We start from the raw sequence: 23,465 nt of genomic DNA, 5'->3' as shown, positions 1-23,465 counted from the left end.
TCCAGAGACTGCACCCGGCCCCAGACCGAAAAGGGCATCAAAGATGAGTGACACAGTGACCGAAGCCGTGGCCGTGCTGAACGAAAAGCTGGCAGGCGCCGATTTCGACGGCACCGCCAAGTTCGACATCGAAGGTGAAGGCGCGATCATGATGGACGCCAGCGGCGCACGCGCGGCAGACGAGGCGGCTGACGTGACCCTGTCCGCCGATGCCGACACGTTCCGCTCGATCCTCGAAGGGGACACGAACCCGACCTCCGCCTTCATGACCGGCAAGCTCAAGGTCGATGGCGACATGGGCATGGCGATGAAGCTGGCGTCCGTCCTCGCCTGATGACGTTCGAGGCCGCCCCCCTTTTCACGGATGTGCATCCCGCGCCCCTGCCCGGTTCCGCCTACTGGCTCCGGGCCGAGGACGGCGTGCGCATCCGCGTGGGCTGCTGGCGGCCCGATGGCGCGAAGGGAACGGTGCTTATGTTCCCCGGGCGCACCGAATACGTTGAAAAATACGCCCCGTCCGCCGGGGCGCTGGCCGAACGCGGCTTTGCCACCATCGCGGTGGACTGGCGCGGTCAGGGCCTTGCCGACCGGCTGCACGAAGAGCGACGCCTCGGGCACGTGAACGAGTTTTCGGACTACCAGCGCGACGTGGCCGCCGTGGTTGACGCCGCCCGCACGCTGCGCCTGCCAGAGCCTTATTTCCTGCTGGGTCATTCGATGGGTGGGTGCATCGGCCTGCGCGCCCTTTACGAAGGGCTGCCCGTGAACGCCGCCGGGTTCACCGGCCCGATGTGGGGCATCCGCATCTCGCCCCACCTGCGGCCCGTCGCATGGGCCCTTGGCCACATGATGCCGGTCATCGGTCAGGGCCACCGCCTGCCCCCCGGCACCATCATCGACAGCTATGTTCTGACGTCGGATTTCGACGACAACCTGCTGACCACGGACATCGAGATGTTCGACATGATGCGCGACCAGTTGACGGCCCACCCCGAGCTTGCCTTGGGCGGTCCCAGCTTTGTCTGGCTGCGCGAGGCGTTGCAGGAAACTCTCGCCCTGTCGCGCATGCCGGCACCAAACCTGCCCTGCGATACCTTCGTCGGCACGAACGAGCGCATCGTGCACGTGGGCCGCATCCATCAGCGCATGGACGGCTGGGACGATGGGCACCTGCACCAGATCCAGAACGGCGAACACGAGGTGCTGATGGAAGATGCCCGCACCCGTGCCGGCATCTTCGACACGCTTGCCCACCGGTTCGCCGACGCCGCCTGAGGCTGGTCTGACCCTGCTCACATGCTAAGTTGGCGGCCATGAGCGCGCTGACCTTCACCCCCGCTGGCATCTACTGCCCGTCTGGCGATTTCTACATCGACCCGTGGAAGCCCGTGGATCGCGCCCTGATCACACACGGCCACGCGGACCACGCGCGCTGGGGGATGGGGTCGTATCTGGCGACGGATATTGCCGCGCCCGTGATGCACCACCGTCTGGGCGATGTGTCCATCGACACCGTCCGCTATGGCGAGACACTCACCATCGGCGGCGCCAAGGTCTCTTTCCACCCGGCAGGGCACGTTCCCGGCTCCGCCCAGATCCGGGTCGAGGTGGCAGGTGAAGTCTGGGTCGCATCGGGCGACTACAAGGTGGTCGATGACGGGCTGTCCACGCCCTTCGAGCCGGTCAAATGCCACCATTTCATCACCGAAAGCACATTCGGCCTGCCGGTCTTTCGCTGGCAGGAACAGGCGGTGATCGCGCAGCAAATCAACGACTGGTGGGCGGGTTGTCAGGCTGCAGGCAAGACCGCCTTTCTGGGCTGCTACGCTCTGGGCAAGGCGCAGCGGCTCATGTCCATGCTGAACCCCGAGATCGGCCCGATCCTGACCCACACGGCCATCGAGAACACAAATGCCGTGATGCGCGGGCAAGGCATCGTCCTGCCCGATACGATTCAAGCCGGGGCAGATTTCGATCACAAGGCGCACCCCGGCGGATTGGTCCTCGCACCACCCTCGGCGCTCGGCTCGGCGTGGGCGCGCAAATTCGGCGCACAGGAAAACGCCTTCGCCTCCGGTTGGATGGCCCTGCGCGGCATCCGGCGCAGGCGCGCAGGCGACCGCGGCTTTGTCATCTCCGACCACGCCGACTGGTCGGGCCTGCTGTCGGCGATCAAGGAAACGGAAGCCGAAAACATATATGTCACACATGGTTACACGGAAATCTTCACCCGCTTTCTGAACGATCAAGGCTGGAACGCGCAAGTTCTGCAAACCGAATTCGGCGGCGAAGATGCCGAGGACGAAGCCGCATGAAACGCTTCGCCGCGCTCTTCAACGCCATCGACCAATCGACCAAGACCACCGTAAAGGTCGCGGCCCTCACCGACTACTTTCAACTAGCCCCGGAAGAGGATCGCATCTGGACCATCGCCATCTTTTCCGGCCGTCGCCCCAAGCGGGCAGTCAACACGACCCGTCTGCGCGAATGGGGCGCGGAGGTGGCAGGCATCCCGCTTTGGCTGTTCGAAGAGGCCTATCCAATCGTTGGCGATTTGGCCGAGACGATCGCACTGGTTCTGCCGCCGCCGGAAACCGAAACCGATCACGGTTTGACGTATTGGATCAATGCCTTGCGCGATCTTTCTCAGGTGGAAGAGCCGGAGCGCAAAGCCTTTGTGCTGGAGGCGTGGCGCAGCCTCGACCCCACCCAACGCTTCCTGTTCAACAAGCTCCTCACCGGCGGCTTCCGCATCGGGGTCAGCCAAAAGCTGATGACCCGAGCGCTGGCCCGCGCGACGGGCAAGGACGAGGCCGAGATGGCGCACCGCCTGATGGGCGACTGGGACCCAGCGACGACCACCTGGGCCCAACTGATCGAGGAAGACGACCCCGCCGCCAACGCCTCGCGCCCCTATCCGTTCTACCTCGCCTACGCTTTGGAAGACGCCCCCGAAGATCTCGGCGCCCCCGCCGACTGGCAGGCTGACTGGAAGTGGGATGGCATCCGCGGTCAGCTGATCCTGCGCGGCGGCGAGCATTTCGTCTGGTCCCGCGGCGAAGAGCTGATGACTGATCGCTTCCCCGAGCTTGCCCGCGCCCGCGACTTCATCCCCGATGGCACGGTGCTGGACGGTGAGCTGCTCGCCTGGGGCGACGGCGCCCCGCAAAACTTCAACGCGCTGCAAAAGCGGATCGGGCGCAAGACGGTGCCCAAGAAGCTGCTGACCGAGGCGCCCGTGATCCTCTACGCCTACGACCTGCTGGAGTGGCAAGGCGCGGACATGCGCCAGAAACCACTTTCAGAACGGCGCACAACCCTCGAACATCTCTGCAAAACCCTGCCAACCGACGCCCCCGTCAAACTGTCCCCAACGGTGCCCTTCGACACATGGGATGCGCTGGCTGACACCCGCAGCACCGCCCGCGATGCGCAGGCCGAAGGGCTGATGCTCAAGCGCAAGGACAGCCCCTATCTGACGGGCCGCAAAAAGGGCGACTGGTGGAAGTGGAAACTTGACCCGCTCACCATCGACGCGGTGATGATCTACGCCCAGTCCGGCCACGGGCGGCGCGCCAATCTCTTCACCGACTTCACCTTCGCCGTCTGGAAAGGCAACGAACTCGTCCCCTTCACCAAAGCCTATTCCGGCCTCACGGACGAGGAATTCCGCAAGATCACGGCTTGGGTCAAAAAGAACACCCAGCAACGCTTTGGCCCGGTGCGGCAGGTCACGCCGCACCACGTATTCGAAATCGCGTTCGAAGGGATACAAGCCTCCACACGGCACAAATCGGGGGTGGCGCTGCGCTTTCCACGCATGTCACGATGGCGGCACGACAAACCCGTGTCTGAGGCCAACAGCCTCGATGACCTGAACGAGATGCTGAGCATTTATGGATAGCGCCCCGCCGCCCCCCGCGCCGACCTCCCCCGAAACCAAACTGCCTGCAGGCGCATGGGACGCCCATGTCCACCTGCTCGGCGGCCCCGAACACCCGCTCTCGCCCACCCGCGCGCAGAACCCGCCCGAAGACATCGACTTCGACGGCTGGCTCAGCCGCTATAGCACCCATTTGGAGGCGCTCGGCTGCACCCACAGCCTCATCGTCCACTCCATCCTCTACGGCACCGACAACACCGTCACGCTGGAAGCCGTCCGCGCCATGGGCAAGGGGTTCAAGGGCGTCGGCCTCCTCCCCGATGGCGCTGCCACCAAAGACGTCAAACACTTCGCAGACAACAACATCGTCGCCGTCCGCCTGAACTACGTCCACGGTGGCGTGCTCACATGGGAGGGCGCCAAAGCGATGGCACCCGCGCTCGCCGACCACGGCATGCACATCCAGATGCTCCTGCACGCAGACAAACACATCGAAGAACTGGCAAACGACATCCGCGCCCTGCCCGTCCCACTGGTCATCGACCATTGCGGCTGGCCCACCGACCTCAATCCGAACACGAAAGCCATCGACACGCTCTGCGCCCTGCTGGCCGAGGGGCACGCCTACATCAAACTGTCAGCCCCCTACCGGCTCACGGACAACATAGCCGAAACCCACTCTCTCATGCGCCGCCTGATCGACGCCAACCCTGACCGCTGCCTCTGGGGCTCCGACTGGCCGCACATCATGCTCAATGGTGCACAGATGCCGCAAGCCGCCAAGCTGGCCGACAGTCTCAGCAGCATCACCACCGAAGAAGAACGCCAAAAAATCTTCGTCGACGCGCCCAACACCCTATTTGCCCCATAGACTTCTTCTGACTGAAAATACGACGGGGTCTGGGGGCTGGCCCCCAGCCGGTCGCCGCAGCGCGCTGCGGCGAAACCCTTGCCCCCACGCACACACCCCCATACCTATGGGCGCAACACGTAACCAAAGGTGCCAACACATGTTCCAACTCCCCTTCCCCGTCCGCGACGCCAACGCTAGCACGGGGGACCAGCCCTTTGGTGACCTGCCCGAATGGAACCTTGATGACCTCTACACCGGCGAAGATGCCGCCGAACTGAAACGCGACCTCGATTGGCTGGAAGAGGCGTGCAAGAGCTTTGCCACGGACTACGAAAGCAAGCTCGACACACTCGACGCCAAGGGGCTGCTCGACTGCATCCAGCGGCAGGAACGGATCAACCAGGTGGCCGGGCGCATCATGTCCTTTGCGGGCCTGCGCCACTACCAGCTGACCACCGACGCGGGCCGGGCGAAATTCATGTCCGACTGCCAGGAGAAGATCACCAACTTCACAACGCCGCTCGTGTTCTTCACTCTTGAGCTGAACCGCCTCGAAGACGACCACCTGAACGGGCTGCTCGACCAGAACACAGACCTCGCCCGCTACAAACCCGTCTTTGACAAGATCCGGGCCATGAAGCCCTATCAACTTTCCGACGAGCTGGAAAAGTTCCTGCACGACCTCGGCGTCGTCGGCGACGCGTGGGAGCGTCTGTTCGATGAAACCATCGCCGGGCTGACCTTCGACATCGACGGTGAGGCGCTGAATATCGAAGGCACGCTGAACTTCCTCACCGATCCCGACCGCAAGAAACGCGAAACCGCCGCCCGGGAGTTGGCCGAGGTGTTCTCGGGCAATATCAAGACCTTCGCCCGCGTCCACAACACGCAAGCCAAGGAGAAGGAAATACTGGACCGCTGGCGCGGCATGCCCACCGCCCAGACAGGTCGCCACCTGTCGAACCAAGTCGAACCCGAAGTGGTCGAGGCGCTGCGCAACGCCGTTGTCGCCGCCTACCCCAAACTCAGCCACCGCTATTACGAGCTGAAACGCAAATGGCTCGGCCTCGAAAAAATGCAGGTCTGGGACCGCAACGCCCCCCTGCCCATGGAAGACCCGCGCATCGTCGACTGGGACGAAGCGCAGAAAACCGTCATGGACGCTTACAACGCCTTCGACCCGCGCATGGGTGAACTGGCGCATCCCTTCTTCACCAAGGGCTGGATTGACGCGGGCGTCAAACCGGGCAAGGCCCCCGGTGCCTTCGCGCATCCCACAGTGACGGATGTGCACCCCTACGTGATGCTCAACTACCTGGGCAAACCGCGTGACGTGATGACGCTGGCCCATGAACTCGGCCACGGAGTCCACCAGGTGCTGGCGGCGGGCCAGGGCGAAATGCTGTCGTCCACCCCGCTCACCCTCGCCGAAACAGCCTCCGTCTTCGGCGAAATGCTCACATTCCGCAAAATGCTCGACGGCGCCAAGGACGACGCCCAGCGCAAGGTCATGCTGGCGGGCAAGGTCGAGGACATGATCAACACCGTCGTGCGCCAGATCGCCTTCTACGACTTCGAATGCAAACTGCACGAGGCGCGCCGGGGTGGCGAGCTGACCCCGGAAGACATCAACGGCATCTGGATGAGCGTGCAGGGCGAAAGCCTCGGCCCCGCCTTCGAATTCATGGACGGGTACGAAACCTTCTGGGCCTACATCCCCCACTTCGTCCACTCGCCCTTCTACGTCTACGCCTACGCCTTCGGCGATGGGCTCGTGAACGCGCTCTATTCGGTCTACGAGGAAGGCACGCCCGGTTTCGAAGACAAGTATTTCGACATGCTCAAGGCGGGCGGTTCGAAGCATCACAAGGAGCTTCTGGCCCCCTTCGGCCTCGACGCCTCCGACCCCAAATTCTGGGACAAGGGGCTGAGCATGATCTCGGGCTTCATCGACGATCTGGAAGCGATGGAGAGCTGACAGAAGGCGCAAGCGCATCAATCAATAGTGAGGCGCGGGTGGTTTCACCTCATCCCGCGCCCTGTGCCATCTCTTGGCCCGCGGGCTCCGGTGCCCAACCGTTCACATCTCAAAAGACCGCAGTGCGTAGCCTTCGGAGAACCGGCGCCCTCACTTCAACTGGCTGTCCTTCGACCCGCGCCGGTTGATCCCGCCCCGCGCCTTGAACGCGGCATCCCGCTCGGCCACGCAGTCGACGCACAGCTTCACACCGGGGATGGCCGCGCGCCGCGCCTCGGGAATGGGCTCTTCGCACTCGGCGCAATGGGTCAGGCTTTCGCCCACCGGCGCGCGGCGCGCCTTCATCCGCGCCAGCTCGTCTGAAATCGACGCCTCGATCTGCTCCGACACCGCCCCGTCCTTGGCCCAACCACCTGCCATCAGATGCCCCTTCCCTGTTTCAAAAAAATCCTCCCCGAAGGGCCGGTCAGCCACCGGCAGTCCCCACCTTGGCAAACACAGCATCAATCACTGCCTGCGTCCCACGCGCATCCTCCAGATGCCAGGGATAGGGGGTGCCATCCCGCACATGGGCGGCAAAGGCCTCTACTTGTAACACATAATGATCCACACCCGGAAAGCGTTCCTCGATCACCGCGGCACCCCCGGCCCCACCGTGCACATTGCGCTGCAGTTCCAGCCGCGCAGTCGCAAACCGTGCGGGGTTGAACGGCGCAGTCAGCTTGATGATGCCTTCGGAGCCGACAAAGGTCATCTCCTGGCACGGGTGCATCCGCATCGAATTGACCCAATGGGCAGAAAAGGATGGAAAGCGCGCCGACACGCGCGCCAACACGTCGACACCATTCTCGAAATCCACGTCGGCATGGGTGATTTCCACCGGTTCTTCGCCGGTCAGCCAGCGGGTGCATCCGTAGGTGTAAACGCCGATGTCGGGAATGCCCCCGCCCCCCGTTTCGGGCTTGTTGCGCACATTACCGGGCTCATCCGCATTGTCATACCCAAACAGCCCCTCCACATGGATGAGCCGCCCGATGGCGCCCTCCTCATAGAGCGCCTTCGCCCGCTGCCACTGCGGATGATGCACGATCATATAGGCTTCGGTCGCAAACCGGCCCGACGCCTCACGCGCCGCGATCAGCGCCTCGTACTCGCCGGCAGCCATTGCCATCGGCTTCTCGCACAGCACATGCTTGCCCGCCTCAAGCGCCTTCAGCGACCACTCCACATGCAGGTGATTGGGTAAGGGCACGTAAACGGCATCGATGTCCGGATCGGCCAACAGCGCCTCGTAGCTGTCGTGCACTTGCAACGACGGACAGAACGCCCGGAACCCGTCGGCCTTCTTTGACAAAGACGTGGCCAGCGCCACCAATTCCGCGCCCTGTGCCGCGTTAATGGCAGGCGCCATATCCCGGCGGGCAAAACCGCTGGCGCCCAGAATACCCCATCTGATCGGTTCCAATAACCCGTCCTCCAAATGTGAAAATCCACCTTATCGCCTGCCCAACCACGCACAAGCCGCCGTATGCCGCGCCGTCAAGCTGGCCTGCAGAACGTCGCCCGGCCTAAACTGGGTACCAAACAGGCGGGAGGGCATCATGCGCTGGATCAAACGTGGTCTCATCGGACTGGGCATCATTCTGGTCGCTGCCATCACCGCCTTCCTGACCTTCGCACCGGGCTACGTGGAAAAGGGGCGCAACGCCGTTGTACCGCACGATCCCTACCCGGTCTCCGACACCGCCCAATCGCTGCACGACACGCTGGTCGTCGGCGACTGGCACGCCGACAGCCTTTTGTGGAAGCGCAGCATCGAACACCGGGCGGAGCGCGGCCATGTCGACATCCCGCGCCTGATCGAAGGCGGCGTGGCGCTTCAGGTCTTCGCCGCCGTGACCAAGTCGCCAGCAGGCCAGAATTACGAAGCCAACTCGGCCGAGACCTTCGACAACATCACCCCGCTGGCCATCGGCCAGATGTGGCCGCCCCGCACCTGGGGGTCGCTCGCCGAACGCGCGATCTACCAGGCCGAGCGGCTGCACAAGGTCGCCGCGCGGGTGCCGGATCGGCTGACAGTCATCACCTCGCAGGCAGAGCTGGACGCCCACCTCACCGCCCGCGCGTCCGGCAGCAATGCGGTCGGTGGCCTGCTGGGCATCGAAGGGGCCCACGCGCTCGAAGGGGACATGGCCAATCTCGACCGGATCGAGGCCGCAGGCCACCGCATCATCGGCCTGCAACACTTCTTTGATAACGAACTTGGCGGCTCGCTCCACGGGACCCGCGACATGGGACTGACCGACTTCGGGCGCGAAGTCGTGGCGGAAATCGAAGCGCGCGGCATGGTCCTCGACCTCGCTCACGCCAGCCCAGCCGTGGCCCGCGACGCCATCGCGATGACCGACATGCCGGTGATCGTCAGCCACACCGGCCTGCACGGCTTCTGCCCCGTCACCCGCAATTTCGAAGACGACCTGATGCAGGCCGTCGCCTCTACCGGCGGCGTGATCGGGCTGGGCTACTGGGGCGACATCCTCTGCCGTGATGCGACGCCCGAGGCCATCGCCGCCATGATTGTCCAGGCCATCGGCACCGTGGGCGCCGACCACGTGTCGCTCGGCTCCGATTTCGACGGGTCCGTCACCACGGCCTTCGACACCTCCAAACTCGCCAGCCTCACCCACGCCCTGCTCGCGGCAGGACTGGACGAGCCCACCATCGCCAAGGTCATGGGCGGGAACATGGTGCGCGTCCTGAGGGCGCGGCTGAACTGAGCAGGCAGAGCCTACCCCGCCGCCTGCCACTCCATCATCACCTGATAGGGGGCGTTGTTGTACGCCTCTTCCTTCAGGTCCTGCGGGTCCGGCACCGCTGGCTCGTCAAAATGCGTCAGCACCATGCCCCGCTGCAAAAGCTGGCGCATGTAAAATGACAAGGGCCGGTGCCAATTGGTGACGGCAATCCCCCTCCATTCTGCAGGAACAGGATGAGGCTCAAGATAGCGGCGTACGACAATCTCGCGCCCGCCATCCGGCAGCATACGCCACCCGCCCGACTTGATGTCGGAGGCGGTGGCAAAGCCGGTGAGGTTCGCGATCAGAAAGCGCCCGCCGGGGCGCAGGACACGCACGACCTCGTCCAGCGCCGCCTCAATCCCTTCGATATCCAACAGGCTCAGATAGGCGACGACCATATCGAAACTGCCATCCGCAAAAGGCAACGCCTCCGCCCGCCCCTGCACAAACCGCGCACCGCCCAACTCGGACGCCCGCGTCAAAAGAGCCGCAGACGGGTCCAGCCCAACCAGAGTGCCAACCTTGCCCGCCAGCAACCGGCAGAACCGGCCTTCTCCACAGCCAAGGTCAAGCAGATGGGCAGGCGCAAACCCGTACACTCGCGCCAGCATCGGCGGATCAAGAACACGCCTGCGGCTGAAATCCCCCTGCGTGCCCTGCGCCTCGATCCAGGCCTGTGCCGCTCGGTCCCACTCTGTCATGTCAGCGGTGTAACATGGCGGCGGGGCAGCTGCGATGGGCGGCTTGGTTCAGCACGCGCTATGGGGCGGCGCAAAGATGCCGATTGTCGCTCAAACGTACTACCAGGCAGCGTATCGCACAGCAGTGCCGGAGAGGACCGGTCCGGGGCTCCGCCCATTTGCAGGCGAAACGCCGCCCCATGGCGTTTCGCCTGCAAATTCCCTGTTTCAAAAAAATCCTACCCCATTGCCCGTCAGGTGGCTTTGCCACCGAGAGGGAAGGGCCGTTCCGCCAAACGCACCAACACAAACAAAAAAGGGCGCCCACCCGGACGCCCTTCCCAACTCGTAAGGCGCATCCTGATGCGCCCCGCGGCTCAAGCCGACGCCATCAAACCCTTGGCCTTGGCAATCTCGCGCATCTTCTTCTGCAGCTTCTCGAACGCACGCACCTCGATCTGGCGGATCCGCTCACGGCTCACGCCATACTGGGTCGACAGATCCTCCAGCGTCACCGGCGCATCGGCCAGACGGCGCTGGGTCAGGATGTCCTTCTCGCGCTCGTTCAGCACGTCCAGCGCCTCGGCCAGCATCTCGCGGCGCACTTCCAACTCGTCGCGTGCCTCGTAGTCGCCCGCCTGGTCGGCGCTCTCATCCTCGAGCCAGTCCTGCCACTGCATGGCCCCCTCGCCTTCGGAGCCGACGGTCGCATTCAACGACGCATCGCCACCCGACAAACGGCGGTTCATGCTGATGACTTCCTCTTCGGTCACGCCCAGATCGGTCGCGATCTGCTTGACATTCTCGGGGTGCAAATCGCCCTCTTCAAGCGCGCCGATCTTGGCCTTGGCCTTGCGCAGGTTGAAGAACAGCTTCTTCTGCGCCGATGTCGTGCCCAGCTTCACCAGCGACCACGACCGCAGGATATACTCCTGGATCGACGCGCGGATCCACCACATCGCGTATGTGGCCAGACGAAACCCCTTCTCAGGGTCGAACCGCTTCACGGCCTGCATCAGACCGACATTGGCTTCCGAAATCACCTCGGCCTGCGGCAGACCATAGCCGCGATAGCCCATGGCGATCTTGGCGGCGAGACGCAGGTGGCTCGTCACCATTTTATGGGCCGCGCCTGTGTCCTCTTTCTCGACCCAGGCCTTGGCCAGCATGTATTCCTCTTCCGGCTCCAAGAGCGGGAACTTGCGGATTTCCTGCATGTAGCGGTTCAGACCGCCCTCAGGTGTGGGTGCGGGAAGATTTGCGTAATTGGCCATAATGTCCCTCCTGTGCCCTGTGATATCTACGTGATGTTTACGGGCTTAACATTCCATATGGGACGGCGTACCTCCGTATACAAGGGGCGGAGGTCGTCGCAGTGTGAATATGGCACGCCAAAGCCCGGACTTGCAGGGCCAGACCCGTGCTCTCACGCGCATGTGCTGTTCGTTACAGCGCTTTGTAAAGAAAGCGTTACATCAACGGACGGTTCCCGCTCAGCTGCCCAAAACGCCAAGCAAGTCGGCAAAATCCTGCGGCAACGGGGCCTCGAAGCGTAACATTTCTCCCGAAATCGGATGTTCAAAGCCCAAAACCGCTGCATGAAGCGCTTGCCGGTCAAAGCCCATGACAGCCTCCGCCGCCGCCTCGCTCAGCGCCCCACGCGCCAGTTTGCGCTTGCCGCCATAGGTCGGATCACCGACCAAGCCATGTCCCGCATGGGCCATATGCACCCTGATCTGATGCGTTCGCCCCGTCTCCAGCCAGCACTCGATCTGGCTCAGCACCGGCGGCGTGCCATAACGCGCCACCAACCGCGCCCGCGTCACCGCATGCCGCCCGCCCTGAAACAGCACCGCCTGCCGCTGCCGGTCGGTCTTGTGCCGGGCCAGCTGCGTCGTCAGCTTCAGCACATTGCCCGGCTCAAACGACGCACCGCGCACCCCGCGCAAGCGCGGGTCATTGCCATCGGGCACACCGTACACCAGCGCGCGGTAGTACCGCTCGACACTGTGCTTGGCGAATTGACCGGACAGCCCGTGATGGGCCGCATCTGACTTTGCCACCACCAGCAGCCCGCTCGTATCCTTGTCGATCCGGTGCACGATACCGGGGCGCTTCATGCCTCCCACGCCCGACAGATCATCCCCGCAATGATGCATCAACGCATTCACCAACGTTCCCGAGGGCGAGCCGGGGGCCGGATGCACTACCATGCCCGCAGGCTTGTTGACGACAATCAGGTCGGCATCCTCGAACACCACATCCAGCGGAATATCCTCCGCCCCGATATGGCTCTCCTCGGCAGCCTCGACCGTCACCTCGACGACCGCCCCCTCGGCCACCTTGGCCTTGGGGTCCGACGCCACCGCGCCATCGACCACAACCGCACCATCCGCCATCAACCGCGCCAACCGCGTCCGGGACAAGGCCGCGCCCTCTGGCACGTCCCGCGCGATGGCCTTATCAAGACGCGCAGGCGGATCAGCCGCAATGACAAAGGACAGGCGCGTGGACGACATGGATACCCCAGAGCTTCCGGCCAACCTCGCCTTTCTGCGGCGGCTGGTGACCGTGTTGACGATCATCATGATCGGGGGCGTTGTAACGGTGGTCGCGCTGCTTGTCATCCGGCTGAACGCAGACCCCGCCCCCTTGCCCCTGCCCGATCAAATCACCCTGCCCGACGGCAAGACGGCGACGGCCTTCACCATCGGCTCGGACTGGTACGCAGTGGTGACAGCAGACGACCAGATCCTGATCTTCGACCAGGTCACAGGCACCCTGCGGCAAAGCATCGACGTACAGACGGCGGCAGACTAACCCGCCATCTCGGACGCGAGGAACGCCTCCGGGCTCTCCACCTCCTCCAGCTTCTGCTCCTGAATACACCAGAACCGGTTGCCAACATTGCGTAGGAACGACCGGTCGTGGCTGACCAGCAGGCATGAGGTCTCGTGGGCAATCAACTCAGCCTCCAACGCCTCCTGCCCCTCGATATCCAGATGGTTTGTCGGCTCATCGAGCAGGTAGAAATTCGGGGTCTTCAAACGCAACACCAGCATCGCCAACCGCGCCTTCTGCCCACCAGACAGCGCACCAATGCGCGTATCCTGCATCCGGTACGCAACCCCAGCCCCGGCCAGCACAGCCCGCGCCCGCTGGTCGCCAATATCAAAGGCGCGCGTGACCGCCTGCATCGGCGTGTCATCATCCGCAAGCTGCCCCAGATGCTGGTCGGAATAGGCCGCCACCGCTGACGGCGCACATTTCACCCCCGGCACTTCGTCCTCCAACGCCCGCGCAATCATGTTCACCAACCGCGTCTTGCCCGTCCCGTTCGACCCAAGCAGCACAACCCGATCCCCAGGCGCAATCCACTTCCGCCCCGTGCGATACAAGAGCCTCCCATCCGGCGTCTCAACCGCCACATCCTCCAGCGTAATCAACGCCTTGGCGTGGGTGCCACTGTTGGCGAGCTTGATGTCACCCGCATGGCTCGCGGCATAGGCAGGCTTCGCCGCCGCCTCCATCTTCTCGGCCCGTTCCGTCAACTGCTTGGTCTTGGTCAACAGCAGGTCCGAGCCTGAATTGATCCCCACATTCTTCAATTTCGCCGCCTGCTTCCGCAACTGCCGCGCCTTGTTCACATCATTGGCAAAGCGGCGGGCATCAGCGGCATCCGCCTCCTCCAACGCCGCCCGGGCCGCTGAAAACGGCAGGGCAAAGAACCGCGACTGCTCGGGCCGCAAAAACAGCGTGGCACCCGTCACCGCATCCAGAAACGCCCGGTCATGCGAGATCACAACCACCGGCAGATCGCCCGGCAGCGCCGCCATCCAGCCCTGCAACAGCGCAATGCGGTGCAGGTCCAGATGGTTGGTCGGCTCGTCCAGCAACAACAGCCCCGGCTCGGTCACCCAGGCGGCAGCCAGCATCGCCATGCGCTGCCACCCGCCACTCAACTCCGACAGCAACCGGTGCTGAAACTCATAGGGCACGGACAGATCGTTCAAGACGACATCCACCCGCCAGCTTTCGTAATCCGCCTGCTCGGGCGGCAAGGCAGCCAGCACCCAATCATACATGGTGCTGCGCAGCGCCTCATCCGGCAGGTCCTGTTTCACATGGCCAATGCGCAGGCCACGGGCGCGGGTGATGTCGCCGCCGGTGGGATCAAGCTGACCGGCCATACAGGCCAGTAGGGTCGACTTGCCCGCGCCGTTTGGGGCCACCAGACCAATGCGGTCGCCCTTCGAAATGGTCAGATCAAGGTTGGAAAAAAGCGGGTCACTCAGCGTCACCGCCAAGGCATTCAGGTTCAGGATGGCCATAGGGATCTCGGATCAAAAAGACGTGCCGCAACGCGGCTCCGGGCAGACCGTTGATCAGATTACCTGTGGCCAGCCCTGCAAACGGATTTACAGGGCGTAGCGGGGACCATGCTGAAGTCGGCGAATGATGCGCATGCTCAGCGTGTGCCCTCCCTTTGTAGAATTTGAACCTGGACCAACGCTAAAGCGCCCGGCGCATATTGCCAAGTGCTCATCAACGGCCTTTTGAAGGGATGGTACCACCGCCCCGGCTCGAACGGGGGACCTCCTGATCCACAATCAGGCGCTCTAACCAACTGAGCTACGGCGGCACTGAGGGTCAAATACCGACGCTCTGCGCCGATTGCAAGACTGTCAAAACCGATAAATCCATGTCTGTTCCACCAAATCCTGCCCATATGAATGCACGGGCTCGGACCGGGTGCAGCGCCAGCCCGTACGGGCATAGAGCGCGCAAGCTGCCTCGTGGCTCTCATGGGTCCACAGGGTCATGCCCTCGTACCCCACCTCGCGCGCAAACGACATGCACCGATCCAGCAGCATCCGGCCCACACCCCTGCCCCGCGCCTCCGGCACCAGCAGAAACAGACGCAGCTTGGCCGTCACCTCATCGTGACGCACGCAAAAGATGGACCCGAGGCGCACGCCGTCGGCTTCCGCAATCCACCCCCGCTCGCAGGCGGGATCATTGTCCGCATTGAACGCCTCCAGAATCGAGCGGACGAGCGGCCCGAAACTGTCGTCAAAGCCAGCTTCGCGGGCATAAAGCACACCATGCTGTTCGACCAGCCAATCGGTATCGACGGCCTGAAACGGGCGCAAACTCACATCTGTCATTCCCCCACCATAGCTTGCCTTTCAATCTCGATCACGCTAGCACGCGCGCTTACTGTCCGCCGGAGATGACCATGGGTATCAACAACGAAAGCGATATCGAAGCCAACCTGCAGATCGGGCCCACCGACTCAGGCATGGTGCGCATCTATGTCGAGGCGAAAGGCATTGAAATCCCGATGGATTTCGACCCCGAAGAAGCCAATGAAATTGCGGACGAAATCAAGGCAGCAGCCAAGGCGGCAGGCGCGCTGAAACGCTAAGGCGGGCCATCCCGAACGGAACGGCCCGCATCATGCGACGCGCGCGCAGGTCTCACTGGGTGGGGGCAACCTGACACGCGCGCCGCGGCTTTACCCCATCAGAACGCGATCCGTGCGCCCACATTGATGGAAAAGGCGCTTGCGTCACCGCTTACCACACCCGTGGATGCGCCTGATGGGGCAAATCTGTTTGATTCAATGTCGAAAAACTGGCGATAGCGCGCGTCGAGCGTCCACGTGACACTGTCGGACGCGGCCCAGGACACACCGGCAATCAACTGCCCGCCAAAGGCCGTGTCGCTCTCGCTCACCTGCACGCCGGGGCCATAGACCAGATCCTGCGAAAACCGCCCGATCCCGATGCCCGCGCCAACAAAGGGGGTGACAGCACCCTGCGTCTCGAAATCGGCAAGGATGTTGGCGAACAGGGTCGTTGATTGCAGCCCCCCCGCCACATTCACCTCATTCGCCGGACCGTTGCCGGAAAAGGCGATCGTGTCCGCATCCGTGTCGGAATAGGACAGCTCGATCTCACCGCGCAGGCCAACCGCGCCAAAAGTGCCAAAGTCGCGCCCAACGCCAAGGCCGAACTGGAACCCATCGTCGTAGTCCGTATCGACCGATTGCGGCGCCCCGCCGATGATCCCATCGGCGTCCTGGCTGCCGTTCAGCACCGCACCACCAAAGGCAAAGAAGTAAGTGTCATTCGCCGCAGCCGCCGTCGGCAACGCTGCGCCCAGCGCCAAAGCCAAAGCAACCCCTGCGCCGCGGCGCCGTGTATCCTGTGTCATGTAACTGTCCTGTGTAAGTGTGTGACACAGGACAAAACCGCGACGGTGCGCCCTTATGCGATCACGAGATGTCACGGGGCGGTGAGGGCCCCACTGTCACCCCCGCGCACCCTTCGGCAGATGATCGACAAAGCCCGTATCGACCAGCACATCGCAGGCCCGCCGCACCGCGTCAGGCACCTCAACCTCGATCTGGAACCCCTGCTTTGCATAGGCCCCCATGCGCTCCACATCGCCCACCATCTCACAGATCAGCGCGCGGGCGTCGTGATGCGGCAGGGGCTGATCCTCAAAGGGCGTAAGCGGTGCCGTGACAAGCGCCTGAACACCCGGCCACTGCTTGCGGACCGTCGCATGGCACCGCATCTGCGTCTGCGGTTTGGTCACAAGGATCACCCGCCGCGCAGACGGCAGCAGCTGCTCACTGAAGCACACATTTTCCCCGATATTCGTGGCGTGCGTCTCCAATACGATAGCCTCGTCCGGCACACCCGCAGCCACCGCTGCCTCTCCGAAGGCCTCCGCCTCGCTCGCCTGAAACAGCGTATCGGTCCAATTCCCGACCGCCCCGGTAAAGACAATCCGCTCGGCATAGCCCTGATGGAACAGATCGGCGCACCGCTCCGCAACGCGCAGATCATAGGACCCCAACCCGACAATGGCATCGGCGGGCGACAGGTCATCGTAAACACAATGAAACTCCCACAGGATCAAAGCCGCCTCACGCACTTCCATCACTGCGGCTCTCCCACTTCAACGATATGCCTGTCGGGATCATAAAACCGAAACACGCGCTGCCCCCAAGTCTCCTGCCGGATGTCATGGATCAGATCGACATGGCCACACATCCGCGCATACGCCCCGTCCAGATCAGCCTCTTCAAAGTACAGAACAAGGTTGCCGCGCCCATAGGGCAAGGTGCTCGTGTCATCTACGGCAAAGACAGTTCGAAACAGCGCCGCCCCCGCATGGATGGCAAACCCGCCCTCGAACATCACAACGTCTCCATGGTCTTCGACAATGCGCAGCCCCATCACATCCGCATAAAAAGCCTTCGACGCGGCAATGTCGCTGACAAAGGGCAACGGGTTCACGAATTTCATGGATCAGACTCCACACGGACAAACCGAGCCCGATCAAGCAAGAAAAGTCCCTACCATCCCAAGCCCGCACCCGGATCGCGCAGTGCCTGCAACCGGCGCGCAGCATGGGTCGCAAATTTCTGCACCATCACCTTGCGCCGCGCAGGCGCCAGCTTGTCCTCGGGCGCCATGCGGATGATCTCCGCATCATAGGCATCGGCGATCAGCAAACCCGTTCCCTCAGGCAGCAAATCAACAGGAAACTCCCCGTCCACCGCCCAGAAAAACCGGTCACACCACTCCAGATACCCATCCCACTTGTGATCCGACAGATAATCCGCCCGGCTCGACTTGCACTCGATCACCCAAACCTCGCCTTTCGGCCCCAACGCCATTACATCGACGCGCAAGCCCCGCGCAGGCACCAGCTCCTCGACCGTCGCCCAGCCCAGCGACGCCAGATGGCGCGACACGCCCCGCGCCAGCACTTGGCCGGGCATCATCGTGGTCAGATCAGAGACGATTTCCATAACGGCGAGAATATGAACAAAACCTGAACAAAAGCAAGCCATCCCCACAGGACTTGGCGTTCCGCCCCTCTGCCCCTACCTTTGGCCGACAGCGGTGGGAGCCGACATATGACCAACGACACAAGGCTAAGCCAGACACAGGCGCGTGGCGTCCGCTACGCGCGCGAGCTTGAAGGGCACCTCGGCTGGCTCGACACTTTCTCCGGCACCGCCCTCGGCGTGCTGGCCACAGCCTCCGGCATCTACACCTATCTCGGGGTGTCTTCGCTGCTTGACGAAAACGGCGCCATGTCGGTCTTTGCCGCCATCGCCTACTCCGTCGCCGTCTCCGTCGGCATTTTCGTCTTCTGGTCCTACATGATGCGGCTCTTCCCCGCCGTCCGCTCGGCCCAGGCGCGGATTGGCCTGATCGTGGCGATGGGCGCAGGCTCGCTGGCCATCGTCGCCATGTCGTCCTGGCTCAACGCCGCCGCCCTCGCAGGCTCGGCAGCCGTCGAACAACACCTCGCCAAGACCGTGCAGGACTACCAGACCAGCCTCGAACGGGCACACGAGGTTGCCCTCAACGGCCAATCCCTCGAACGCGACGTCGCGCGCGTGCGCCAATCCTTCGAAGACCTCTCCGAACAGGAAGCCGCAGGCGCGCTCTCCGGCCTCGCCGGGCGCGGCGCCGTCTTCCGCGTCCTCCGCCAGAAATCAGCCGAATTGTCGGGGCTTGAGGCCCAAATCAGCGCCCAAACCCCACTCGTTGAGTCGGCCTTCACCGAAGGCAACGCGATCCTGTCCCGCATGCGCGCCCTCACCGTCGAACCGGGGCCCGTTGAGGCACGCAGCGTCGAGTTCTCCGAACAGGCCGTCCGCCTCGCCGGCCTCATCACCCAACTGCGCCAACTGTCCGTCGCCCCCCTCGTCGAACGCGCGGCCCAGGACCTCGCCGCCTCCGTCGTGCTGCCCGAGCTCGACAGCAGCACAGAACAGGGCCGCACCGATCAGGCCGCCACCATCACCTCCGTGCTCGAAGTGCTCGCCCAACGCGCCAACACGCTCGAACGCGCCGCCCAGAACGTGCAGGCGCAAAGCACAACCACGGATGTCACATACACCCCCATCTCCTCGGCGGACGCGGTCATCCTCTACGCCCGCAACTTCGTGCCCTCATGGGCAGGCGCCATCGCCATCGACCTGCTGCCTGCGGTCCTCGTCTTCATCCTCGCCATCACCCAATCCGCCATCCGCGGCGGACGCGAAGGAGCCGCAGTCGAAGACACGCTGACCCTAGCCGAGTTGCGCGCCGCCATGGCTGCCCTCCGCGATGTCGAGGACACGATGACCGCCCCCGGCCAGATCGACGCGCCTGACAAACCCAAACGGGTTGCCGAATGACCGACACGGCGGATACCGAGAGTAAACCGCGCAACCCCGTCGCCCGCGTGCTGATGGGCGTGTTGGTATTCCAACTGGGCATCGGTGGCCTCCTAATCCTCGGCGACATGCAGGGCCTCCGCCTGCCCTCCTTCGGCCCCGATGCCCCGCGCCTCACCGAACCCGTGCGTCCCGGCGACCAGCGCCGCACCTTCCGCCCCGACCGCGACCGCCCCGTCACCCAACCCGCCCGCGACCCAGGCGAACTCCCGAACCGCCTCGTCCTCACCCAGACAGACGGCACCACCTACCGGCTCGAAGGGGAAATCACCGCAGGCGACGCCGACCGCCTCGCCGCGATGATCCTGCAATCCGACCCCCGCCCCGAAACGCTCATCCTGCAAAGCCCCGGCGGCTCGGTGCAGGACGCGCTCGCCCTCGGACGCACCATCCGCGCCGAAGGGATCAGCACGCAAATGCTGCGCGGAGAATTCTGCTACTCCGCCTGCCCCTACCTTCTGGCCGCAGGCACCACGCGCGACATCGACCCGGACGCCTCTGTCGGCGTGCACCAGCACTATTTCGGCGAAAACACGTTCCTCCCCGCCGCCTTCGCCGTCGAAGACATCCAGCGCGGCCAGGCCGAGGTGATGACCTATCTCGACGAGATGGGAATCGACCCGCTCGTCATGCAACACGCGCTCTCGACGCCGCCCGACCAAATCTACGTCCTCCTGCCCGAAGAGCTGGAGCGCTACGGATTCACCCAACCTTCCGAGTGACTTAGCCAGCGCTGCCCCAGGCACAAACAACATAGCTTGACATGATACCAAAAGGTATCTCATTAATATGATACCAAATGGCATCATATTTGAGAGACCCCATGAAACCCCTCGCCGCCCTCCTCCTCGCAGCCACTCCTGCCCTCGCAGACCCGGCAATCATCCTCACCCCAACCGACGCGCTCAATTGGGCCACCACGCCCGAGGGCGTCGCCTTCGCCCCCCTCTCCGGCGACCGCATGACCGAAGCCTACTTCGCCATGGTCCGCCTGCCCGCAGGCACGGTCAGCCCGCCCCACATCAAATCCGCCACCATGTTCGGCCTTATGCTCGAAGGGGAAATGACCCACGCCACACCCGACGCCGTGAACCCGCCCAAGATCGGCCCCGGCGCCTACTACGAAATCCCCGCCAACCTGCCGCATATCTCCGCCTGCGTCTCTGCCACCCCTTGCGTCACGATGCTCTACCAGGACGGCGCCTTCGACTTCCTCCCGGTGACGCCATGACCGACCAACCCCAAAACGCCTTCCGCGCCCTCGCCGACCCCACGCGCCGTGACATCCTGCGGATGCTGACAACGCAGGATATGACCATCGCGCAGGTCTCTGACCGTTTCGACATGACCCGCGCCGCGGTCAAGAAACACCTCACCGTGCTCAGCGACGGCGGCCTCATCACGGTCGAGGCGCGGGGCCGCGAGCGCATCAACCGTCTGGATCCGACAGGCTTCGCTCCCGTGCTCTCCTGGCTCGAATTCTTTGACCGCTTCTGGGACGGCCACCTCGACGCTCTCAAATCCGCCATTGAAAAGGACATGCAATGACCGACACGCGCCTGCAAAAGACGATCTTCCTAAAGGCACCGCGCCAGATGGTCTGGGACTACCTCACCCAGCCCGAACACATGGCCAAATGGTTCCACGCGCCCAAGACCGCGCTGACCCAAGGGCAGGACTACACCTGTTACGGCGCGGACAGCGGTAACCCGGTCATTTGGGGCAAGGTCACAACGGCCCGCCCACCAGACTACATTGAATACACCTTTTCCGTCGGCCCGATGGAGGGGGCAAGCAGCACCGTCAAATGGACCCTCACGGACGTGCCGGGCGGCACCCAACTGTCGCTCATTCACGACGGCCTGCCACAAGGCGAAGCCGCCTTCGGCCTCACCCTCGCCATCGACAAGGGCTGGGACGAACACTTCGTGCAACTGCGCACGCATATCCACGGAGACGCCTGATGGACTACACCGCCACAATCACCACATGCACCCCGGTCGAACAGGTGCAGCGCAAGATCATCGACGGCCTCGACACCTGGTGGTCCAACCGCGTGGACCGCTCTGCGACCGGCTTCACCGTGCGGTTCAACGCCAGCCACGTCACCTTCGCCATCGACCCCGGTGCCACGGACACGGCATTCACCTGGACCGGCACCGACGCCCACATGATCATCGAAGATGTGGATGATCCGACCGAGTGGACCGGCACCCGCCTGCTCTGGCACGTCGCCCCGGCAGAAGGCGGCAGCACCGTGACGCTGACACACGAGGGCCTCACCCCGAAAATCGCCTGCTTCGATGTCTGTCAGCGCGGCTGGCAGCACTTTTTCGAGACCAGCCTGCGCGACCACCTGAACGGCCAACCCGCCGCGCCCGAGCTCAGCCAACCTGCGGCATAACGTATCGCGTTAACCCTTTCGCGCGCCTCAAGTCGGGCGCGCGACGCAAAATACGCAGTTTCGGATGCAAAATGTGCAGTTCGGTCAAATCGGACCCAAACTGGCCGGTTTCACGGGTCTCAAAATGTGCAGTTTAGGCGGCAAACTTCGTAGTTTGAGCATTTGGTGCGTACGGATTGCCCCCAAACATGCTGCCAAACCGCTCGTTAACACAGCGTGCGCACCCCGGTCCGGGGCTCCGCCCATTCGGCCCTCAAACGCCGCCCCACGGCGTTTGCCGCTCGCGCGGACCGATCCGAATTCCCTGTTTCAAAAAAATCCTCCCCGAAGGGCCGATCCGCAACCTGCGCCCAACCCAAGCCTTGTCGCACACCATCCGCCCCCCTATGTAGGCGCGTGGCGGGTTCTGCCCTTCTCGTGACAGGTTGCATTCCGGTGGCCTTAAGCAATTCCGAGGGAGCTGGCTCTGTCCGGGCCCTGGTCCGGTTACCTGGCGCCCACCTGTATATACAGGTCCTCGGGAATGAGAGAACCAAACGGTTGTGGTGGTCCCGTCACTTCACCTCGACATCTTGTGCTGCAGTTCCGCACAGACCCGGTTCGCAGGCGCAAATTGCGATGCACACACGCGCGCCTATCTTTGCCCCAACGCAAGGATGAAAGGAGACAGCCATGTCCCTCCGACCCACCATTGAAACCCGCAAGGCCCAACCCACCATGGAAGGCGCCGGCGTCCACCTGCACCGCGCCTTCGGCTTTCAGGACCCCACCGAACTCGATCCATTCCTGCTCTTCGACGATTTCCGCAACGACGTGCCGGAACACTTCGAAAAGGGGTTCCCGTGGCACCCACATAGGGGAATTGAAACAATCACTTACGTGCTCGAGGGCACGGTTGAGCACAGCGACTCCCTGGGCAATTCCGGCACCCTAGGCGCAGGCTCCGTCCAATGGATGACCGCCGGTTCCGGCATCCTCCACCAAGAGATGCCGCACGGCAACGCGCGTGGTCAAATGCACGGCTTCCAGCTCTGGGGCAACCTGCCCTCGGACCAGAAGATGACAGCCCCGCGCTACCAGGACATCGAAGGGTCAGACATCCCCGAAATCACCGACGATGACGGGACGCGCGTGCGGGTCATTACAGGCGAGTTCTGGGGCCAGAAAGGACCCGTTGACGGTATCGCCGCAGATCCGCAATACCTCGACATCTCCGTGCCCGCCGGAGTGAAAAAGACCTTTAAAATAGACACTTACCGGCGGGCCTTCGCCTATGTCTTCCAAGGCGCGGGCGCCTTTGCCGACGCTTCCGACCCCTCCGGCGTGCTCTTGGAAAAAGAGGTCGCAGGACAAGAACTCAACATCCGCGACCTCTCCGGCGACCGCACCCTGATCCGCTTCGGCACGGGCGATGAAGTGACGGTACAGGCAGGCCCAGAGGGCATCCGCTTCCTGCTGATCTCGGGCGCGCCCATCAACGAACCCGTGGCCTGGCACGGCCCCATCGTGATGAACACGCAAGCGGAGTTGCAGCAAGCCATGCGCGATCTGCGCAATGGTACCTTTATCCAACCTGCACATTGAACGGGACGGCGGGCGGGGCGCATTTGGCGCAG

General features: G+C 63.4%; 27 protein-coding genes and 1 tRNA gene. 16 read left to right on the top strand and 12 right to left on the bottom strand.

The window, feature by feature from the left end; translation table 11 throughout:
* Nucleotides 1–43 precede the first annotated feature (43 nt).
* The 6 genes from KUV51_RS03570 to KUV51_RS03545 all read left to right on the top strand — a co-directional run bounded on the left by KUV51_RS03570 (nt 44) and on the right by KUV51_RS03545 (nt 6,714).
* A complete protein-coding gene (locus KUV51_RS03570; RefSeq protein WP_039686077.1) occupies nt 44–334 on the top strand; it encodes an SCP2 sterol-binding domain-containing protein in 291 nt (96 codons plus the stop codon).
* A complete protein-coding gene (locus tag KUV51_RS03565; RefSeq protein WP_222520228.1) occupies nt 334–1,275 on the top strand; it encodes an alpha/beta fold hydrolase in 942 nt (313 codons plus the stop codon). The genes KUV51_RS03570 and KUV51_RS03565 overlap by 1 nt, the downstream gene beginning before the upstream one ends.
* A 38-nt stretch (nt 1,276–1,313) precedes the next feature.
* A complete protein-coding gene (locus KUV51_RS03560; RefSeq protein ID WP_222520227.1) occupies nt 1,314–2,315 on the top strand; it encodes a ligase-associated DNA damage response exonuclease in 1,002 nt (333 codons plus the stop codon).
* Entirely contained in the window at nt 2,312–3,904 is a 1,593-nt protein-coding gene (locus KUV51_RS03555) for an ATP-dependent DNA ligase (RefSeq protein ID WP_222520226.1), read from the top strand. The genes KUV51_RS03560 and KUV51_RS03555 overlap by 4 nt, the downstream gene beginning before the upstream one ends.
* Complete coding sequence (locus KUV51_RS03550) at nt 3,897–4,754, top strand: amidohydrolase family protein (RefSeq protein ID WP_222520225.1); 858 nt, start codon at nt 3,897–3,899, stop codon at nt 4,752–4,754. Before KUV51_RS03555 ends, KUV51_RS03550 begins: the two co-directional genes overlap by 8 nt.
* 139 nt (nt 4,755–4,893) lie before the next feature.
* The gene (locus KUV51_RS03545; protein ID WP_222520224.1) at nt 4,894–6,714 is read left to right on the top strand and encodes a M3 family oligoendopeptidase; all 1,821 of its coding nucleotides are present in this window, start codon (nt 4,894–4,896) and stop codon (nt 6,712–6,714) included.
* Nucleotides 6,715–6,864: 150 nt separating this feature from the next.
* On the opposite strand, the gene KUV51_RS03540 is transcribed toward KUV51_RS03545, so the two are convergent.
* On the bottom strand, nt 6,865–7,134 hold the full coding sequence (locus KUV51_RS03540) for a DksA/TraR family C4-type zinc finger protein (protein ID WP_222520223.1): 270 nt from the start codon (nt 7,132–7,134) through the stop codon (nt 6,865–6,867).
* Between the two features lie 46 nt (nt 7,135–7,180).
* Nucleotides 7,181–8,179, bottom strand: coding sequence for a Gfo/Idh/MocA family protein (locus KUV51_RS03535; RefSeq protein WP_261385629.1), 999 nt, complete (start codon nt 8,177–8,179; stop codon nt 7,181–7,183).
* A gap of 136 nt (nt 8,180–8,315) precedes the next feature.
* Between KUV51_RS03535 and KUV51_RS03530 the strand changes: the two genes are divergently transcribed.
* Nucleotides 8,316–9,491 (top strand): dipeptidase, encoded by a 1,176-nt coding sequence (locus tag KUV51_RS03530; RefSeq protein WP_222520222.1) that lies wholly within the window; start codon nt 8,316–8,318, stop codon nt 9,489–9,491.
* A gap of 11 nt (nt 9,492–9,502) precedes the next feature.
* Here KUV51_RS03530 and KUV51_RS03525 read toward each other — a convergent pair whose 3' ends face one another.
* The 3 genes from KUV51_RS03525 to KUV51_RS03515 all read right to left on the bottom strand — a co-directional run bounded on the left by KUV51_RS03525 (nt 9,503) and on the right by KUV51_RS03515 (nt 12,711).
* Entirely contained in the window at nt 9,503–10,213 is a 711-nt protein-coding gene (locus tag KUV51_RS03525; protein WP_222520221.1) for a class I SAM-dependent methyltransferase, read from the bottom strand.
* Nucleotides 10,214–10,569: 356 nt separating this feature from the next.
* A complete protein-coding gene (rpoH, locus tag KUV51_RS03520; RefSeq protein ID WP_222520220.1) occupies nt 10,570–11,466 on the bottom strand; it encodes an RNA polymerase sigma factor RpoH in 897 nt (298 codons plus the stop codon).
* Between the two features lie 219 nt (nt 11,467–11,685).
* The gene (locus KUV51_RS03515) at nt 11,686–12,711 is read right to left on the bottom strand and encodes an RluA family pseudouridine synthase (RefSeq protein ID WP_222520219.1); all 1,026 of its coding nucleotides are present in this window, start codon (nt 12,709–12,711) and stop codon (nt 11,686–11,688) included.
* Between KUV51_RS03515 and KUV51_RS03510 the strand changes: the two genes are divergently transcribed.
* Entirely contained in the window at nt 12,710–13,012 is a 303-nt protein-coding gene (locus KUV51_RS03510) for a DUF6476 family protein (protein WP_222521225.1), read from the top strand. The two genes, KUV51_RS03515 and KUV51_RS03510, sit on opposite strands and share 2 nt — an antisense overlap.
* Here KUV51_RS03510 and KUV51_RS03505 read toward each other — a convergent pair.
* From KUV51_RS03505 to KUV51_RS03495, 3 genes are all read right to left on the bottom strand, one after another.
* Nucleotides 13,009–14,523: an ABC-F family ATP-binding cassette domain-containing protein gene (locus KUV51_RS03505; protein ID WP_222520218.1), complete on the bottom strand. Its 1,515-nt coding sequence runs from the start codon at nt 14,521–14,523 to the stop codon at nt 13,009–13,011. The genes KUV51_RS03510 and KUV51_RS03505 overlap by 4 nt on opposite strands.
* 234 nt (nt 14,524–14,757) lie before the next feature.
* Nucleotides 14,758–14,834: transfer RNA gene (locus KUV51_RS03500), tRNA-His, on the bottom strand.
* Between the two features lie 43 nt (nt 14,835–14,877).
* Nucleotides 14,878–15,360: a GNAT family N-acetyltransferase gene (locus KUV51_RS03495; RefSeq protein WP_222520217.1), complete on the bottom strand. Its 483-nt coding sequence runs from the start codon at nt 15,358–15,360 to the stop codon at nt 14,878–14,880.
* Between the two features lie 71 nt (nt 15,361–15,431).
* Here KUV51_RS03495 and KUV51_RS03490 point away from each other — a divergent pair, with 71 nt between their 5' ends.
* On the top strand, nt 15,432–15,620 hold the full coding sequence (locus tag KUV51_RS03490; RefSeq protein ID WP_222520216.1) for a DUF6324 family protein: 189 nt from the start codon (nt 15,432–15,434) through the stop codon (nt 15,618–15,620).
* 98 nt (nt 15,621–15,718) lie between these two features.
* Here KUV51_RS03490 and KUV51_RS03485 read toward each other — a convergent pair whose 3' ends face one another.
* The 4 genes from KUV51_RS03485 to KUV51_RS03470 form a co-directional block, all read right to left on the bottom strand.
* The gene (locus KUV51_RS03485) at nt 15,719–16,411 is read right to left on the bottom strand and encodes an outer membrane protein (RefSeq protein WP_222520215.1); all 693 of its coding nucleotides are present in this window, start codon (nt 16,409–16,411) and stop codon (nt 15,719–15,721) included.
* A 96-nt stretch (nt 16,412–16,507) separates the two neighbouring features.
* Complete coding sequence (locus KUV51_RS03480) at nt 16,508–17,146, bottom strand: YdcF family protein (RefSeq protein WP_222520214.1); 639 nt, start codon at nt 17,144–17,146, stop codon at nt 16,508–16,510.
* Nucleotides 17,146–17,514 carry a VOC family protein gene (locus KUV51_RS03475; protein WP_222520213.1) on the bottom strand — a complete coding sequence of 123 codons (369 nt, stop codon included), beginning with the start codon at nt 17,512–17,514 and terminating at the stop codon, nt 17,146–17,148. Before KUV51_RS03475 ends, KUV51_RS03480 begins: the two co-directional genes overlap by 1 nt.
* A 50-nt stretch (nt 17,515–17,564) precedes the next feature.
* Nucleotides 17,565–18,023, bottom strand: a complete 459-nt coding sequence (locus tag KUV51_RS03470) for an MmcB family DNA repair protein (protein WP_222520212.1) — start codon at nt 18,021–18,023, stop codon at nt 17,565–17,567.
* A gap of 108 nt (nt 18,024–18,131) precedes the next feature.
* On the opposite strand from KUV51_RS03470, the gene KUV51_RS03465 reads away from it, so the two are divergent.
* The 7 genes from KUV51_RS03465 (at nt 18,132) to KUV51_RS03435 (ending at nt 23,433) form a co-directional block, all read left to right on the top strand.
* On the top strand, nt 18,132–19,406 hold the full coding sequence (locus tag KUV51_RS03465) for a hypothetical protein (protein ID WP_222520211.1): 1,275 nt from the start codon (nt 18,132–18,134) through the stop codon (nt 19,404–19,406).
* Nucleotides 19,403–20,167 (top strand): hypothetical protein, encoded by a 765-nt coding sequence (locus KUV51_RS03460; RefSeq protein WP_222520210.1) that lies wholly within the window; start codon nt 19,403–19,405, stop codon nt 20,165–20,167. Before KUV51_RS03465 ends, KUV51_RS03460 begins: the two co-directional genes overlap by 4 nt.
* 101 nt (nt 20,168–20,268) lie before the next feature.
* On the top strand, nt 20,269–20,676 hold the full coding sequence (locus tag KUV51_RS03455; protein ID WP_222520209.1) for a DUF4437 domain-containing protein: 408 nt from the start codon (nt 20,269–20,271) through the stop codon (nt 20,674–20,676).
* Complete coding sequence (locus KUV51_RS03450; RefSeq protein WP_222520208.1) at nt 20,673–20,993, top strand: ArsR/SmtB family transcription factor; 321 nt, start codon at nt 20,673–20,675, stop codon at nt 20,991–20,993. The genes KUV51_RS03455 and KUV51_RS03450 overlap by 4 nt, the downstream gene beginning before the upstream one ends.
* Nucleotides 20,990–21,409, top strand: a complete 420-nt coding sequence (locus tag KUV51_RS03445) for an SRPBCC family protein (RefSeq protein ID WP_222520207.1) — start codon at nt 20,990–20,992, stop codon at nt 21,407–21,409. The genes KUV51_RS03450 and KUV51_RS03445 overlap by 4 nt, the downstream gene beginning before the upstream one ends.
* Nucleotides 21,409–21,849 carry a hypothetical protein gene (locus tag KUV51_RS03440; RefSeq protein WP_222520206.1) on the top strand — a complete coding sequence of 147 codons (441 nt, stop codon included), beginning with the start codon at nt 21,409–21,411 and terminating at the stop codon, nt 21,847–21,849. The genes KUV51_RS03445 and KUV51_RS03440 overlap by 1 nt, the downstream gene beginning before the upstream one ends.
* A gap of 672 nt (nt 21,850–22,521) precedes the next feature.
* Nucleotides 22,522–23,433: a pirin family protein gene (locus KUV51_RS03435; RefSeq protein ID WP_222520205.1), complete on the top strand. Its 912-nt coding sequence runs from the start codon at nt 22,522–22,524 to the stop codon at nt 23,431–23,433.
* Nucleotides 23,434–23,465 lie beyond the last annotated feature (32 nt).

This window comes from Tateyamaria omphalii, from assembly GCF_019802125.1.
In the GTDB taxonomy this organism is placed as follows: domain Bacteria; phylum Pseudomonadota; class Alphaproteobacteria; order Rhodobacterales; family Rhodobacteraceae; genus Tateyamaria; species Tateyamaria omphalii_B.
Note: the sequence above shows the minus strand (reverse complement) of the source record. Positions and strands in the feature narration are given on the sequence as shown.